Below are 12,614 nucleotides of genomic sequence, written 5' to 3'. Positions count from 1 at the left end.
CCTCCCCCCGGTAGCGGAAGGTCTGCACACCCGTCAGCGTGATCCCGATCGCGTACGTGTCGTGCCGGTGCGGCATCCGGTGGCGGAGTTCGAGCGGGTGTCGGGGCTGGACCGGTGGACGATCGCGCGGCAGTTCCGGGCCGCGTTCGGCACCAGCCCGACCCGGTTCCGCACCATGCGGCAGCTCGACGTGGCGCGGCGGGCGCTGCGCGGCGGCCTCCCGCCGGCCGCCGCCGCGCTGGCCGCCGGCTTCGCCGACCAGAGCCATCTGACGCGCAGGTTCAAGGGCGCGTACGGCCTCACCCCCGCCCGCTGGCAGGCCGCCTGCACACCGCCGGACGCCGCGGACACCTCCCGATGGGCCACGGGTGGAGCGCCGGACGGCGGGTCAGGCGGTTCTGGCGGTTCTGGCTTCGAGCGCCTTGATGACGGCGGCCATGTCGAGGCCGCCGTGGCCGAGGGCGAGCGTCTCGGCGAACAGCGCGTGGCAGGCGTCGAGCAGCGGTGAGGCGAGCCCGGCGGATCGGGCGGCCTCGGCGATGAGCCGGTTGTTCTTGAGCACGTCGGCGACGGCCGCCTGCGGGGACAGCTCCCCCTCGACGAGCTTGGCCGCCTTGCCGCGCGACACGACGCTGGCCATCGGGCCGGTGGCCAGCACCTCCTGGAAGCGCCGCAGGTCGAGCCCGTGCCGGTCGGCGAAGTGCGTGGCCTCGGCCAGCCCGGTGACCATCGTGATGAGGAACAGGTTGACCGCCAGCTTCATCAGCAGCGCCGACGGCGCCGCCCCGCAGACGACGCTCTGGTGGCACATCGGCCCCAGCAGCGGGCGCACGTCCCCGACCGCTCCGGGGTCGCCGGCGAGCATGGCGACGAGGCGCCCCTCCTCGGCGGGGCCGCGCGACCCGGAGACGGGCGCCTCCACGTACCGGCCGCCGGCGGCGCGCACGGCCGCGTCCAGCCCGGCGGAGTACGCGGCCGAGGTCGTGCCCATGTGCACCACGGTGCGTCCGGCGACGCGGGCCGCGAACTCCGGCGTCCCCCGGCCGAGCACGTCGTCGACGGCGCCCTCGTCCGCCAGCATGAGGAACACGAAACGGGCACGCCGGAACACCTCGCCGGGTCCGTCCGCCACGTCGGCGCCCGCCGCGCGCAGCGGCTCGGCGCGGGCCGGGGTGCGGTTCCAGACGACGAGGCCGCCCGCGCGGGCCAGGTTGAGCGCCATGGGCGCGCCCATGAGCCCCAGGCCGATGAAGCCGATGTCCATCCCCTCGTTGTACCCGCGGGGCACGGGCCGGTCTTGAACGGTTGTGCGCGGGACGGGGCGTGCCGCCGGGACGACGTACCGCCTGTACGTCGGGCCCGTGCGCGGCGTCCGCCCGGAGAGGCGGCGTGGAGAAGCCGTCCGGAGTCGGCGCCGGTCACGCCTCAGCGTGGTGGTGCGACGGCTCCTGTCCCGCGGTCGCCGAGAGCTTCGAGGCGCCGGTAGTCGATCTTGCCTGACGCCGTGCACGGGAGGGTCTCCGCCACCTCGACGCGCAGACTGGCGGGCGGCAGACCCAGTCGTGCGCAGACCGCGGCGGCGTGCCGGCGTACGACGTGTTCGCCTTCGAGGCAGTACGCGGTCATTCCCGTGGCGCATTCCACGACCGCGACGCGGCCCGCGCCGTTCAGCGTCGACTCGATCTCGTCCAGGTTGATCCGCTTGCCCGCCACCTTGACGATGCGCTTGACCCTGCCGCGCAGGTAGAGGAAGCCGTCGATCAGCGCGCCGAGGTCGCCGGTGCGCAGCAGTCCGCGCTGCCGGTCACCGAGGGCGAGGTCCTCCCGGGTGTCCGCATAGCCGAGCATGACGTTGGGCCCCTGATAGACGATCTCGCCGGTTTCGTCGATGGTGAACGACCCCCCGGGGACGGCACGACCCACGGATCCGATCGCCTCGGGCGAGGCCGCGGTGTCCAGGACCGACATCCTGGCCGTCGCCTCGGTCTGCCCGTACATGACCCAGAAACGTGCATCGTGATCGTTCGCGAGTTCGGCGTAGTCGCCGACGGTGCGGAGGGCGCCGCCCGCCTGGGTGAGCGAGCGCAGCGACCCCGGCCACTGCCGGCGGAGAAGAGGCCACAGCGCCTCGTACGTCAACGGCACGCCGGCCATGGAGGTCACCTTCTCGGTGCCGACGAGCCGCAGGAACCTCCGGCTCGTGGGCGACGCGGAGGTGATCACGAGGCTGGCGCCGCACGCCAGATGACTGTTGAGCACCGACAGGCCGTAGCAGTAGTGGAGCGGCAGCGACGTGATCGCCCTGTCCGCCGCGCTCATCTCCAGTGCCCGCACGATGGCGGCGGCGTTGCCGGCCAGGTTCGCATGAGACAGGGCGGCCACGCGCGGCCGTCCTGTCGTGCCCGAGGTCATCATCAGCAGGGCGAGATCCTCGTGAAGCGGTGTTTCCCGCGTGGAGGCGCGCTCCCAGGCCGGCGCCTGCGCCAGTCGCGTGTACCCGTCCGGCGGCCGTCCCTGACGGTGCAGCACCAGCCCGGGGCGGTAGGCCTCGAGCAGGCGTGCGGTCGCCGCGTCCGTCAGTGCCGGGTCGGCGAGCAGTACGGCGTGCCCGGCCTCGAGGCATGCCAGGTAGCTCACGATCGACGGCAGCGACAGGTCGCAGAACAGAGCCACCAGTTCCTTGCCGGTACGCTCCCCTGCCAGCCGGCGCCAGGGCTCCATAGCCCGCGGAAGGTCGCCGTAGCGAACGTCCTCACCGCCGGGCACGACGAAGGCGATGTCGTCACGGGCCCCGTTGACGGGGATCACGGCTGTTCACGTTCGACCAGCCGGGCGATCCCCCGGACGGTGGAGGCTTCGAAGACCGCTTCCAGCGGGATCTCCGCCCCGAGTCGTTCCGAGATCAGCGCGCTCACCCGCACCACCGCGAGCGAGTCGCCGCCCAGGTCGATGAGGTCGTCGAGCACGCCCACGCGCTCCACCCCGACGGCCTCGGCGAAGATCCGCTGGAGAGTCCGTTCCACGTCCCCCGCCGGCTCGGCGTAGCGTGACAGCTCGCCGGGTTCGAGTGTGCCCACACGCCGGCTCAGCAGGTCGTGACGTACGGCGCCGTCATCGCCGACGGGCAACTCCGCCACCAGGATGACCAGCGTGGGGGCGTCGCCGGCCATTTCCCGCCACAGATGGTCGCGTATTTCCACGGCACTCGAATAAAGCTCGGGAACCACGGCGATCGCCAATTCACCCGCGTGCGTGAACAACGCCGCCGATTTAACGTACGGGTGGGCCAGCGCCACTTTCTCCGCCGTCATGTCAGCACCTTAAATTCCGCCGGATATCGTGTCCTGGGATGCTAGCCCGGCGCGACTCGATCAGCAAAGGCGGTTCTGCAGCATGCTGGTGCATGACATAATCGATTCCATCTCCGATCCCGGCCGCCCGGCAGTTCGCGATCGAATGGCCTCGTGGTCCTATGACGAACTCCGGCGCAACAGCATGGCCTTTTCCGGCTGGCTGCGCCGGCGGGGCGTCCAGCGCGGCGACCGCGTCCTCGTGCCCGCCCTTCCTGACCGGCGCTTCCTCGCCGCGCTTTTCGGATGCTCCCGCGCCGGCGTGATTTTCGTCCCCGTGAGCGACACGCTCAGGCCTTACCAGCGCGCCCAGATCGTGCGGGACGCGGAACCGGCGCTGACCGTGGACCTGGCCGGCGCGTGGCGGGAGATGTCCGGACCGCAGATCGCCGACGCCCCGGCGCACCCGGCGAACACCCCGGCTGATCCGCTGATTCTGTTCTATACGTCCGGGAGCACCGCGGAACCGAAGGCCGTCGTCGCGCCGCACGCCCAGATACTTTTCGCGGCGCGTGCCGTTCAGCAGCGTTTGCGCTACAGGGCGGAAGACACGATTTTCTGTAGATTGCCGCTCAATTTCGACTACGGCCTTTACCAGATTTTCCTGGCGGCGCTTTCGGGAGCCACGCTGGTGCTGGCCGATCCACAGGACGACGCGCGGCTCGCGGTGGCGCTGCGACAGCAGGAGGCGACCGTCGTGCCCGTGGTCCCCGGCCTGGCCGTCATGCTCGCCCGGCTCGCGGGGCGTGGCTCCCCGCTTCAGCGGGTGCGCCTGTTCACCAACACCGGTGACCAGCTGCCGCCGGCCACGATCAACGCTTTGAAGGGATCCTTCCCCCGCGCGGCCGTCCAGCTCATGTTCGGGCTCACGGAGTGCAAACGCGTGTCGATCCTGGAGCCCGACGGCTATCTCGCCAGGCCGCGCTCGGTCGGCACCCCCCTCGACAGCACGTCGGTCTCCATCCTCGACCGGCACGACCGGCCCCTGCCCGCGGGGGAGAGCGGGCAGATCGTGGTGCACGGCCCGCACGTGATGGCCGGATACTGGCGAGCCCCCGAGCTCACCTCCCGCACCTTCGGCGTGGACGCCGTGACCGGCGTACCGTTCCTGCGAACCGGCGACATCGGTAGCCTCGACGAAGCCGGGCATCTCTACTTCCACGGACGCCGGGACCACATCTTCAAGCTCAAAGGCGTCCGCGCCAGCGTCGCGGAGATCGAGGCCGCCGCGTTCTCCATCCCCGGCGTGCACGAGGCGGCGCTGGTGCCTCCTGCCGAGGGAGGGAAGACGGTCCTGTACGCGGTCGGTTCGCTCCCCGGCACCGATATCCTGCGCGAGCTGGAGATCAGGCTCGGGCCGCAGAAGCTCCCCGACCTGTGCCATGTGCTCGACGACATGCCGCGCGGCTCCACCGGCAAGGTCGACAGGTCAGCGCTTTCACGCCTGTCGCGTCCGCCCGGCCAGCCGTAGCCTGTCCATCTTGCCGGTCGCCGTTCTGGGCAGCCGGTCCAGCTCACGGACCACGTCGATGATCATGTAGCGCGGCAGCGAGGCCGCGCAGTGCCGCTTGATCTCAAGCAGGCCGGGGGCCCGCGTGCCCCGCGGGACGAGCCAGGCGACCAGGCGGGCGGCCAAGCCTTCACCCTCGACGGTCGCGGCGGCCTCGGCCACCGCGGGGTGGGCGTTCAGAACCTCCTCGACCTCCGCCAGCTCGATCCTGTGGCCGCGCACCTTCACCATGCCGTCCCTGCGCCCGCGATATCTCAGGTTCCCATCGGCACCGAGCACGACGCGGTCCCCCGTCCTGTACGGCGCGCCGTCCTGCGGAGGCCGGCCCCAGTACCCGAGCATCACCGTCGGGCCCCGCACCACGAGCTCGCCTTCCTCGCCCACGTCCGCACGGCTGCCGTCGTCACGTTCCACCCACACCTCGGCGCCGGAGCAGGCGCGCCCGATCGGCACCTCCCGCCCCGGCACGGGCACCTCGTAGAAGGTGCAGACGTTGGTCTCCGTCGGCCCGTACAGGTTGAGGAAGCGCACCTGCGGCCACGCGTCGCGGAGGCGACGCAGGTGCGCGACCGGGTAGGGCTCTCCGGCGAACAGCACGGCCCGCAGGCCCAGCGGCCCGGCCTGCAGCAATTCTCCGTCGCGTTCCATCATCATCAGCGCCGACGGCACCGAGTACCAGACCGTGATCGCGTGCTCCCGCACGAACGCCACCAGGCGTTCCGGCGCGTAGGCGTGCTCGTGTGACACCAGATGGACGGAGGCCCCGGCCATGAACGCCACGTACAGATCGAGGACTGACAGATCGAACTGGGGCGGGGCCTGGTTGGCGAACCTGTCGGCGGGCCGGGCCCCGAGCTCCCCCGCCGCCCATTCGACGAAGGCGAGTGCACCGGCGTGTGACTGGCAAACGCCCTTGGGCAGGCCGGTCGAGCCGGAGGTGTACAGGATGTACGCCAGGTCGCCCGGCCGGGGAGGCGGGACGTCCGGTCGTCCGGCCGGGCAGCCGGCCACCTCCTCCCAGCCGGTCAGCAGCGCCACGCCCGGCGTCGCCGGCAGGGACCGCGCCCGGACCGGCGTCGTGACCAGCACACGGGGCCGGCAGTCGGCGATCACGGCGGCGGCGCGACCGGCCGGGCCGAGCGGATCGACGGGCACGTAAGCCGCCCCCAGCCGCAACACCGCCTGCATCGCGGCCACCATCCACACCGACTTGTCCAGCCAGATCGCCACGCGGTCGCCACGGCGCACGCCGCGTGCCGCCAGCACGTGCGCGAGCTGGTTGGACATGGCGTCCAGGCGGCCGTAGCCGACGTCTCCGTCCGGCGCGGACACGGCGAGCGCCTCCGGTGTCCTTTCCGCACCAGCGCGCACGAGGTCGCAGAGCGTCGTCATAGCCGCATCCCCGCCGCGATCTGCTCCAGTTGCATCTCCGAGGTCCCGGAGAAGATCGTGCTGGGCAGCGCGTTCCTCAGCTCCAGCTCGATGCCGTCGTCGACGCGGACTCCCGCGCCGCCGAACAGGTGCACGGCGGCCAGCGACGTCTCCACCGCACTCTCGCTGACCGCCAGTTTGGCCATGGCGATCTCCGAGGTGGCCGGCTCTCCCCTGTCGAGGAGCCAGCACGCGCGATACAGCAGGAGCCTGGCGGCTTCCACGCCGAGTTGCAGCCTCGCCAGGCGGTGCGACACGGCCTGGTTCGCCCCGATGCGCCGGCCGAACTGCCTGCGTGAGCGCGCCTGCTGGACGCACCGGTCCACGACTCTGGTCATCTGGCCCAGATACGCGGCGAACAGGCACGTGCGCTCCCAGCGCATGGCCGCCTGGAAGATCGCCGCCCCCTGGCCTTCGCGGCCGAGCCGCGCTCCGGCGGGAACCCGGCAGTCCCGCAGGGTCAGGCCGCTGGCCGGGCAGCTTCGCAGCCCGGTCTTCTCGAACGCCTCGCCCACCTGCAAGCCGGGGGTGCCGCGTTCCACGACGAAAGCGCTCAGCCCCAGGTGTCCAGCTGTGTCGTCGGTGCGGGCGTAGATCACGAACACGTCGGCGCCGGGCCCGTTGCTCACGAACGTCTTGGCGCCGTTGAGCAGGTAGGCGTCACCCTCGCGCACGGCGGAGGCGCGTACGGCTGTCGCGTCGGAGCCCGCGGAATCCTCCGTGATCGCGTTGGCTCCCCGCCACCGTCCCGAGCAGAGCTCGGGCAGCACGCGCCGGCGTACGGCGGGCCCGGCGAACTCGGCTATGGGCATCGCACAGGCGAACAGGTGGGCCAGGACGGAGAACACCAGCCCGAAATCACGGCACCCCAGGCCGAATCCTTCGGCCGCGCGTGCCGTGGTCACGAAGCCGTGACCCTGGCCACCGTATTCCTGCGGGACGGACAGACCGAGCAGGCCGAGTTCCGCGCACGCGTCCCACAGCTCGCGGCCGGAAAGATTCTCGTCGGCCACGGGCCAGTTCTCGGTGGACGCCACAACGCGCGCGAATGCGTCCGCCGCCTCGGTGGGCCAGGTGAATTCCACGCCATTCCTTTCCCATGATGGACCGGTGCTGGGGCCGTCCCGCCGGCGGGACCAAAGAGAGACTAAAGCGAGTCGAAAGTAAAGCATCGTACTGTCCGCTGCACGGCTCACCGGTCCAGGGGTATCAGCCGGAAAATGCAAGCGAAGGAAGGCGGTCGATATGTCCATGGAGCGACTCCGTCCGGCACCCGCGATCACTACGGAAGGCTCGCACACGCGCATCAGGCCGAACGCCATGCAGACAGGGCTGGGGCTGGACTCCCGGGCGAAACCGCGACGGCTCGGGCTGGCCCTGCCGGAGAAATACCCGTTCGACGCCTGGCGGCAGCTGGGCAGGCAGATCAACCTCATCGCCGATTCTTCCGTGTGGTGGCTCGGCGATTGGCTGGTGTTCGGCGAGGAGTCCTTTCCGGGGCGCTACAAGAAGGCGATCGAACAGACTTCGCTCGAATATCAGACGTTGCGCAACTACGCCTGGGTGGCCCGGAGAATTCCGATTAGCCGGCGCAGGGACAAACTGAGTTTCCAGCATCACGCGGAGGTCGCCTCGCTCCCGCCGCACGAGCAGGACCTGTGGCTGGACCGGGCGGAGCAGAACAATTGGCCGCGCAACCGGCTGCGCAGCGAGTTGCGCAGCGCCCGCGCCGGGGAGGCGAAGCAGTCGCTGGCGACAGCGTCGATCGTCCTCAAGGTGCCGCCGGAGAAGGAGCGGCTGTGGAAGACCGCCGCCGTGTCGGCCAACCAGCCGATCGATGAGTGGATCACCATGGCGCTCGACTCCGTCGCCGCGCTCTCGGTCCATCAGCTCGACGAGTAGGTCAGGGACGGGTCGCCTCTTCTGATGACCTTTCCTTCGCTGAAGCGCAGGACTTCGTCCGCCTCTTCCGCCACGGTCAGCCGGTGGGCGATGACGATGAGCGTCATGTCCAGTCTCAGGAGCTTCCTGAAGATCTTCATCTCCAGTTCCGGGTCCAGCCCGCTCGTCGCCTCGTCCAGAATCAGCAGTCCGGGTTTGCGCAGTACCGCACGCGCCAGCGAGATCCGCTGGCGCTGACCGCCGGAGATGCCGGATCCGCCGGGTCCGAGAAGCGTCTGGTATCCCATGGGCATCGCCTCGATCTCCTCGGCGATGCCCGCCAGTTCGGCGGCGGCCCTGATGTCGGCTTCCTCTGCTTCCGGCAGGCTCCAGGTGATGTTCTCCCGGATCGTACCGGCGAAGAGTTTGGCGTCCTGGTTGACGAAGCTGATCCGGCGGCGGAGCGAAGCCCGGTCGACGCGGGTGGTGTCCGTGCCATCGATCAGCACCTGACCCCGCGCCGGCAGGTGCAGCCCCGCGAGGAGCAGCGCCAGCGTGGACTTGCCGCTCCCTGACGGTCCGAGCAGCGCCACGAAGGCTCCGGGACTGACCGAGAAGCTCACCCCGTCGAGCACGGCATGCCCTCCCGGGTAGGAGAACGACACGTCACGGGCTTCCACGCCGCCACGCACCCGCTCGACGGGCTGCAGCCGCCGCCCGCCGCCTTCGGGCTCGCTCTCCAGGACATCCCGGAGCCTGGCGAGCGTGGGCCCCAGGCCTGACACCTGCAGGCCCGCCGCGACCAGGTTGGCGACCGGGACGAACAGCCCCATCGCCAGCGCGGCGAAGCCGAGCGCCTTTCCCACGGTCAGATCGCCGCGCATGACGAGGAAGGCCCCGCAGATCAGCACCACGACAGGGGCGGCGAACTGCAGGGCCCTGCTTGCCGTACCCCAGAGCTGAAGATGGCGCCTGCTGCGGATCTGGGCGTTGATCTCCTGGGTGAGCGAATGCGTCCACCGCTCGCCCGCCACGGTCTCCGCGCCTGCCGCCTTCAGCGTCGGCACACCGTCGAGGATCTCCACCAGTTCGCTCTGCGACTGCGAATGCATCTCCAGCATGTCGGCCATGAGGTGCTCCTGCCTGCGCCATCCGATCAGCAGGATGCCTACCTGAAGGAGCGCGAGGACGATCACCAACGAGGCCAGGATCAGATCGGAGACCAGGAGCAGCGCCATGTAGACCAGGATCAGCACGCCGTCGAAGACGGCCGCCAGCGTGGAGTCCGTCAGCACCCGCTGCACGCTCGCGCTGGTCCGTACCCGAAGCGCCAGATCCCCCGGGCTGCGGCTGGTGTGGTAGTCGAAGGGGAGCGAGAGCAGGTGCCACAGCGTCCCGATCGTCACTGACTTGTCGGCGACCACCTGGAGGGTCAGCACCGACATCGACCTGACGAATTGCAGGGCGGCGAACACCGCGAGCACGGCCAGCGCCATGCCCGCGACCGTCCAGGGATGCACGGCGTCGGCGCCCGGCCGTACGTGCTCCACGAACAGCGCGGTGGACACCGGGATGACGAGGTTGAAGGCCAGCAGAAGCGTGGAGGCGGCGATCAGTGGCCCCCAGGCCCGGTGCCGGGGCAGGAAGAACGACAGGTAGCGCCAGGGGCTTCTCGACTGCGAGCTCATGCGCCGGCCGCCCGGGTCGAGCGGTGGCTGGAACTCGAGGGCGACCCCCGTGAAGGCCTCCCCGGCCGCCTGTGTGCTGAGCCGCCTGCGGCCCAGCGCGGGGTCGACGATGTCGACGTACCCCATGCCGGCCTTCTCCAGCACGACGAAATGCTGGAACCGCCAGAAGAGGATCGTGCCCGGCGGGAGGTGCTGGAGCGCCTCCAGGGATGCCCGGATGCCGCGCCCCTGGAGGCCGTACCGCCGGCCCGCCTCAAGCAGGGAGCGGGCCGATACGCCGTCGCGTCCCGCGTTCGTCGCGCGCCGCAGCTCGGCCACCTCGACGTCGATGCCGTGGGAGGCCAAGGTCATCGACAGGGCGGCGGGCCCGCAGTCACTGCGTTGCGCCTGATAGCGGACCGGAACCCGGGAGCGCCCGAACCCGCCGCGGAGAATCGGCAGCGCCAGCACGCGGTCGAGCACGGATCCGAATTCGCGTGCCCCTCCGCGCTGGGCGAGCGCCTGCCGGCGAAAGCGGCCGGCGATATCGCTGCCGGACGGCTCGTCGTGCGGTCTGCTCATGATGTCGCCCCCTGTGTCGATCTGCCGATGAAAAGCCGGTGACGAAAAGCGGTGTCGCGGCATCACCTGCCGCGACACCGCGGTATCAACTGCCCGGCGCTCCTAGGAGTGCTTGGCGGCCAGCGTGACCTCAGAGCCTCCGAACAGGTCGTCGAGCTCCTCGTCCGGCAGCGCGCGGATGTCGATGGATTCGAACATTGGATTTCACCTCCTCGAATTTCTATTTCACGCCGGACAGCGTAGGAACAAATGCTACGAATGGCAATGTCGCGTCGAGATGTTCGACCGGCGACGAATGAATTTCCGCCCGCAGGAAGGCAATCAAATGAATGCGCCATTGACGTTCGCCCAGGAGCAGATTTATCACGCGGACCGGAAGAACCCGCACGTGCGCACGCCCGTGTACTTCAACTACCGGATGCGCGGCGCGTTCGACGCGGCGGCCTTCACCGGGGCGCTGGAGTCGGTCGTGCGGCGTAACGAGGCGCTGCGCGTCGTGGTCCGCGAGTCACGGACGGGGCTGCGTCAGAGCGATCTCCCGTCCTCCGGCCCGGGGCTGGTCCTGTGCCGGGAGGTGCGGAGCGCCTCCGAGGAACAGTTCGACAGGTATGTCCGCGGCCTCAACAGGAAACTGCTGTCACGCGCCTGGGACCCGGCGCGGGACCGTCCCTTCGAGTTCGTCCTGCTGCGTCACTCGCCGGGCCTGCACGCCTTCCTGGCCGTCTTCCCCCATCTGGTGCTCGACGGTCTGGGCAGGGATCTACTGGTCGAGCAGGTGTGGCAGTGCTATGCCGGCGCCACGGGGCAGGCCGCGGCGGGCGCCGGGTTCTTCGCCGCCGCCCTCGCCCAGCGTGCGGCCGGCCCGCATGCGGACGCGGCACGCGACCACTGGCGGCGCACCGTCGTGGCGTCCTCACCCGTCTACCAGTCCCCGCACCTCTCGCTGCGGTCAGAGGGGGTGCGGGGATGCGACTACCACGCGTTCAAGGTGTCCGGTGGCACGTTCATGAAGATCACCCGGGCCTGCCGGACGCAGCGCTGCACGCGCTTCCAGTGGCTGCTGGCCGCTGTCGCCGCGACGCTGCTCGACTTCTCGCCGCAGGACCGAGTCACCGTCAACGTGCCCGTCGACACCAGGAGCGCCACGCAGGGGCAGGTCGTCGGCATGTTCACCCTGGTGCTGCCGATGACGGTGCACCGGACCGAGCGGGGCGTTCCCGCTCAGGTGCGCGGAACGCTGATGGACGCGCTTCGGCACTCCTCCGTCGACGACGCCACGCTCAGCGGCGCCAGGCGCGACCTCGCCCACACGTGGGGGTTCGAGCCGCGCGTCATGGTGGCGGCCAACCTCAGGCACGGCAAGGGCTACAGGGATCTGCGCACCCCCGGGGAACTCGATGTCTCGCCCGGCGCCTACGATCCGCCGGTGTCCAGTTCCAGCGGGGTGTCACTGCACTTGGAGGAGCGGCCGGACGGTGTTTCCATCGGCATCGCCTTCGACAGGAAGTCGTTCTCGCCGGCCACCACGGCGGCGATCATGCGGCGCCTGGCCGAGCGTGTCGAGAGCGTGGACGCGGAGTGCGTGTCCGCACGGCGCTCCCCCGGCCTCGTTCCGCTGGGTCCCGCCGGGACGGTTTTCGCCGACCCCGGAGCCGTCAGGGACCTGCTGCTGAGCCATCCGCTCGTGGAGGACGCCCGGGTGCGGGCCGGCGGTGACTCCGCGCGGGCCGAGGCGTTCGTGCTCGGCCGGGTCACGGCCGGGGAACTGGAGGCCTACTGCGCCGAGCGGGCGGACGCGCAGCGCTTCGTCGTCCCGCCGGTGGTGCGCGTCGGCGTCCCGCCGGCGGGACGGGGGGACGTCAGGACGCAGGCGCTGCGGACAACGAGATGACCAGTCCGGCGATGCTCGCCAGGTCGCGGAAATTGGCGCCCACCACTTCTTCGGTCGGCACGGTCACGCCATATCGCTGGGCGATGAAACTCACCAGCCGCATGGTGGACAAAGAGGTGAGAATACCCCATTCAAGTAATGGGGTGTCGGCGGCCGGCATCGCGCTCCGGTCCTCCAGGATTTCGTCGGCCAGGAATGCGCGTACGGTCTCCATGACATCGTCGGCAGTCATATTGCCTCCTTGACGAGAATGGCTTCGATTCTCACATGCTCGGGGAGGGCGCTGTTTTTCGGAAGGAGAG

At 70.2% G+C, this 12,614-nt stretch carries 12 protein-coding genes; 4 read left to right on the top strand and 8 right to left on the bottom strand.

The window, feature by feature from the left end:
- Positions 1 to 76, bottom strand: a 76-nt coding sequence (locus tag ADY59_RS53760) for an AraC family ligand binding domain-containing protein (RefSeq protein ID WP_331459548.1), incomplete at its 3' end; no start/stop codon positions are given.
- Here ADY59_RS53760 and ADY59_RS50450 point away from each other — a divergent pair.
- Entirely contained in the window at positions 62 to 508 is a 447-nt protein-coding gene (locus ADY59_RS50450) for a helix-turn-helix domain-containing protein (RefSeq protein WP_331459547.1), read from the top strand. The two genes, ADY59_RS53760 and ADY59_RS50450, sit on opposite strands and share 15 nt — an antisense overlap.
- Here the strand turns inward: ADY59_RS50450 and ADY59_RS30460 are convergent.
- The 3 genes from ADY59_RS30460 to ADY59_RS30450 form a co-directional block, all read right to left on the bottom strand.
- A complete protein-coding gene (locus tag ADY59_RS30460; RefSeq protein ID WP_049569216.1) occupies positions 389 to 1,264 on the bottom strand; it encodes an NAD(P)-dependent oxidoreductase in 876 nt (291 codons plus the stop codon). The two genes, ADY59_RS50450 and ADY59_RS30460, sit on opposite strands and share 120 nt — an antisense overlap.
- Positions 1,265 to 1,425: 161 nt before the next feature.
- Positions 1,426 to 2,808, bottom strand: coding sequence for an AMP-binding protein (locus ADY59_RS30455; RefSeq protein ID WP_049569212.1), 1,383 nt, complete (start codon positions 2,806 to 2,808; stop codon positions 1,426 to 1,428).
- Positions 2,805 to 3,311: a phosphopantetheine-binding protein gene (locus ADY59_RS30450; protein WP_082310524.1), complete on the bottom strand. Its 507-nt coding sequence runs from the start codon at positions 3,309 to 3,311 to the stop codon at positions 2,805 to 2,807. The genes ADY59_RS30455 and ADY59_RS30450 overlap by 4 nt, the downstream gene beginning before the upstream one ends.
- An 82-nt stretch (positions 3,312 to 3,393) precedes the next feature.
- Between ADY59_RS30450 and ADY59_RS30445 the strand changes: the two genes are divergently transcribed.
- Positions 3,394 to 4,821: a class I adenylate-forming enzyme family protein gene (locus ADY59_RS30445; RefSeq protein ID WP_049569208.1), complete on the top strand. Its 1,428-nt coding sequence runs from the start codon at positions 3,394 to 3,396 to the stop codon at positions 4,819 to 4,821.
- On the opposite strand, the gene ADY59_RS30440 is transcribed toward ADY59_RS30445, so the two are convergent.
- The gene (locus ADY59_RS30440; RefSeq protein WP_049569205.1) at positions 4,789 to 6,252 is read right to left on the bottom strand and encodes an amino acid adenylation domain-containing protein; all 1,464 of its coding nucleotides are present in this window, start codon (positions 6,250 to 6,252) and stop codon (positions 4,789 to 4,791) included. The two genes, ADY59_RS30445 and ADY59_RS30440, sit on opposite strands and share 33 nt — an antisense overlap.
- A complete protein-coding gene (locus ADY59_RS30435) occupies positions 6,249 to 7,376 on the bottom strand; it encodes an acyl-CoA dehydrogenase family protein (protein WP_049569204.1) in 1,128 nt (375 codons plus the stop codon). The genes ADY59_RS30440 and ADY59_RS30435 overlap by 4 nt, the downstream gene beginning before the upstream one ends.
- 235 nt (positions 7,377 to 7,611) lie before the next feature.
- Between ADY59_RS30435 and ADY59_RS30430 the strand changes: the two genes are divergently transcribed.
- A complete protein-coding gene (locus tag ADY59_RS30430; RefSeq protein ID WP_049569202.1) occupies positions 7,612 to 8,193 on the top strand; it encodes an LmbU family transcriptional regulator in 582 nt (193 codons plus the stop codon).
- Here ADY59_RS30430 and ADY59_RS30425 read toward each other — a convergent pair.
- A complete protein-coding gene (locus ADY59_RS30425; protein WP_082310523.1) occupies positions 8,178 to 10,421 on the bottom strand; it encodes a peptidase domain-containing ABC transporter in 2,244 nt (747 codons plus the stop codon). The two genes, ADY59_RS30430 and ADY59_RS30425, sit on opposite strands and share 16 nt — an antisense overlap.
- Before the next feature lie 325 nt (positions 10,422 to 10,746).
- On the opposite strand from ADY59_RS30425, the gene ADY59_RS30420 reads away from it, so the two are divergent.
- Positions 10,747 to 12,312 carry a condensation domain-containing protein gene (locus ADY59_RS30420; RefSeq protein WP_197093937.1) on the top strand — a complete coding sequence of 522 codons (1,566 nt, stop codon included), beginning with the start codon at positions 10,747 to 10,749 and terminating at the stop codon, positions 12,310 to 12,312.
- Here ADY59_RS30420 and ADY59_RS30415 read toward each other — a convergent pair.
- A complete protein-coding gene (locus tag ADY59_RS30415) occupies positions 12,281 to 12,544 on the bottom strand; it encodes an acyl carrier protein (RefSeq protein WP_049569192.1) in 264 nt (87 codons plus the stop codon). The genes ADY59_RS30420 and ADY59_RS30415 overlap by 32 nt on opposite strands.
- Between the last annotated feature and the right edge of the window lie 70 nt (positions 12,545 to 12,614).

This window comes from Nonomuraea sp. SBT364, from assembly GCF_001083785.1.
Lineage (GTDB): Bacteria > Actinomycetota > Actinomycetes > Streptosporangiales > Streptosporangiaceae > Nonomuraea.
Note: the sequence above shows the minus strand (reverse complement) of the source record. Positions and strands in the feature narration are given on the sequence as shown.

Coding starts and splice junctions, on each gene's coding strand:
- ADY59_RS30460 (WP_049569216.1), bottom strand. CDS start 1,264: ATGGACATCGGCTTCATCGGCCTGGGGCTCATGGGCGCGCCCATGGCG.
- ADY59_RS30450 (WP_082310524.1), bottom strand. CDS start 3,311: ATGACGGCGGAGAAAGTGGCGCTGGCCCACCCGTACGTTAAATCGGCG.
- ADY59_RS30445 (WP_049569208.1), top strand. CDS start 3,394: ATGCTGGTGCATGACATAATCGATTCCATCTCCGATCCCGGCCGCCCG.
- ADY59_RS30440 (WP_049569205.1), bottom strand. CDS start 6,252: ATGACGACGCTCTGCGACCTCGTGCGCGCTGGTGCGGAAAGGACACCG.
- ADY59_RS30430 (WP_049569202.1), top strand. CDS start 7,612: ATGCAGACAGGGCTGGGGCTGGACTCCCGGGCGAAACCGCGACGGCTC.
- ADY59_RS30425 (WP_082310523.1), bottom strand. CDS start 10,421: ATGAGCAGACCGCACGACGAGCCGTCCGGCAGCGATATCGCCGGCCGC.
- ADY59_RS30420 (WP_197093937.1), top strand. CDS start 10,747: ATGAATGCGCCATTGACGTTCGCCCAGGAGCAGATTTATCACGCGGAC.
- ADY59_RS30415 (WP_049569192.1), bottom strand. CDS start 12,544: ATGACTGCCGACGATGTCATGGAGACCGTACGCGCATTCCTGGCCGAC.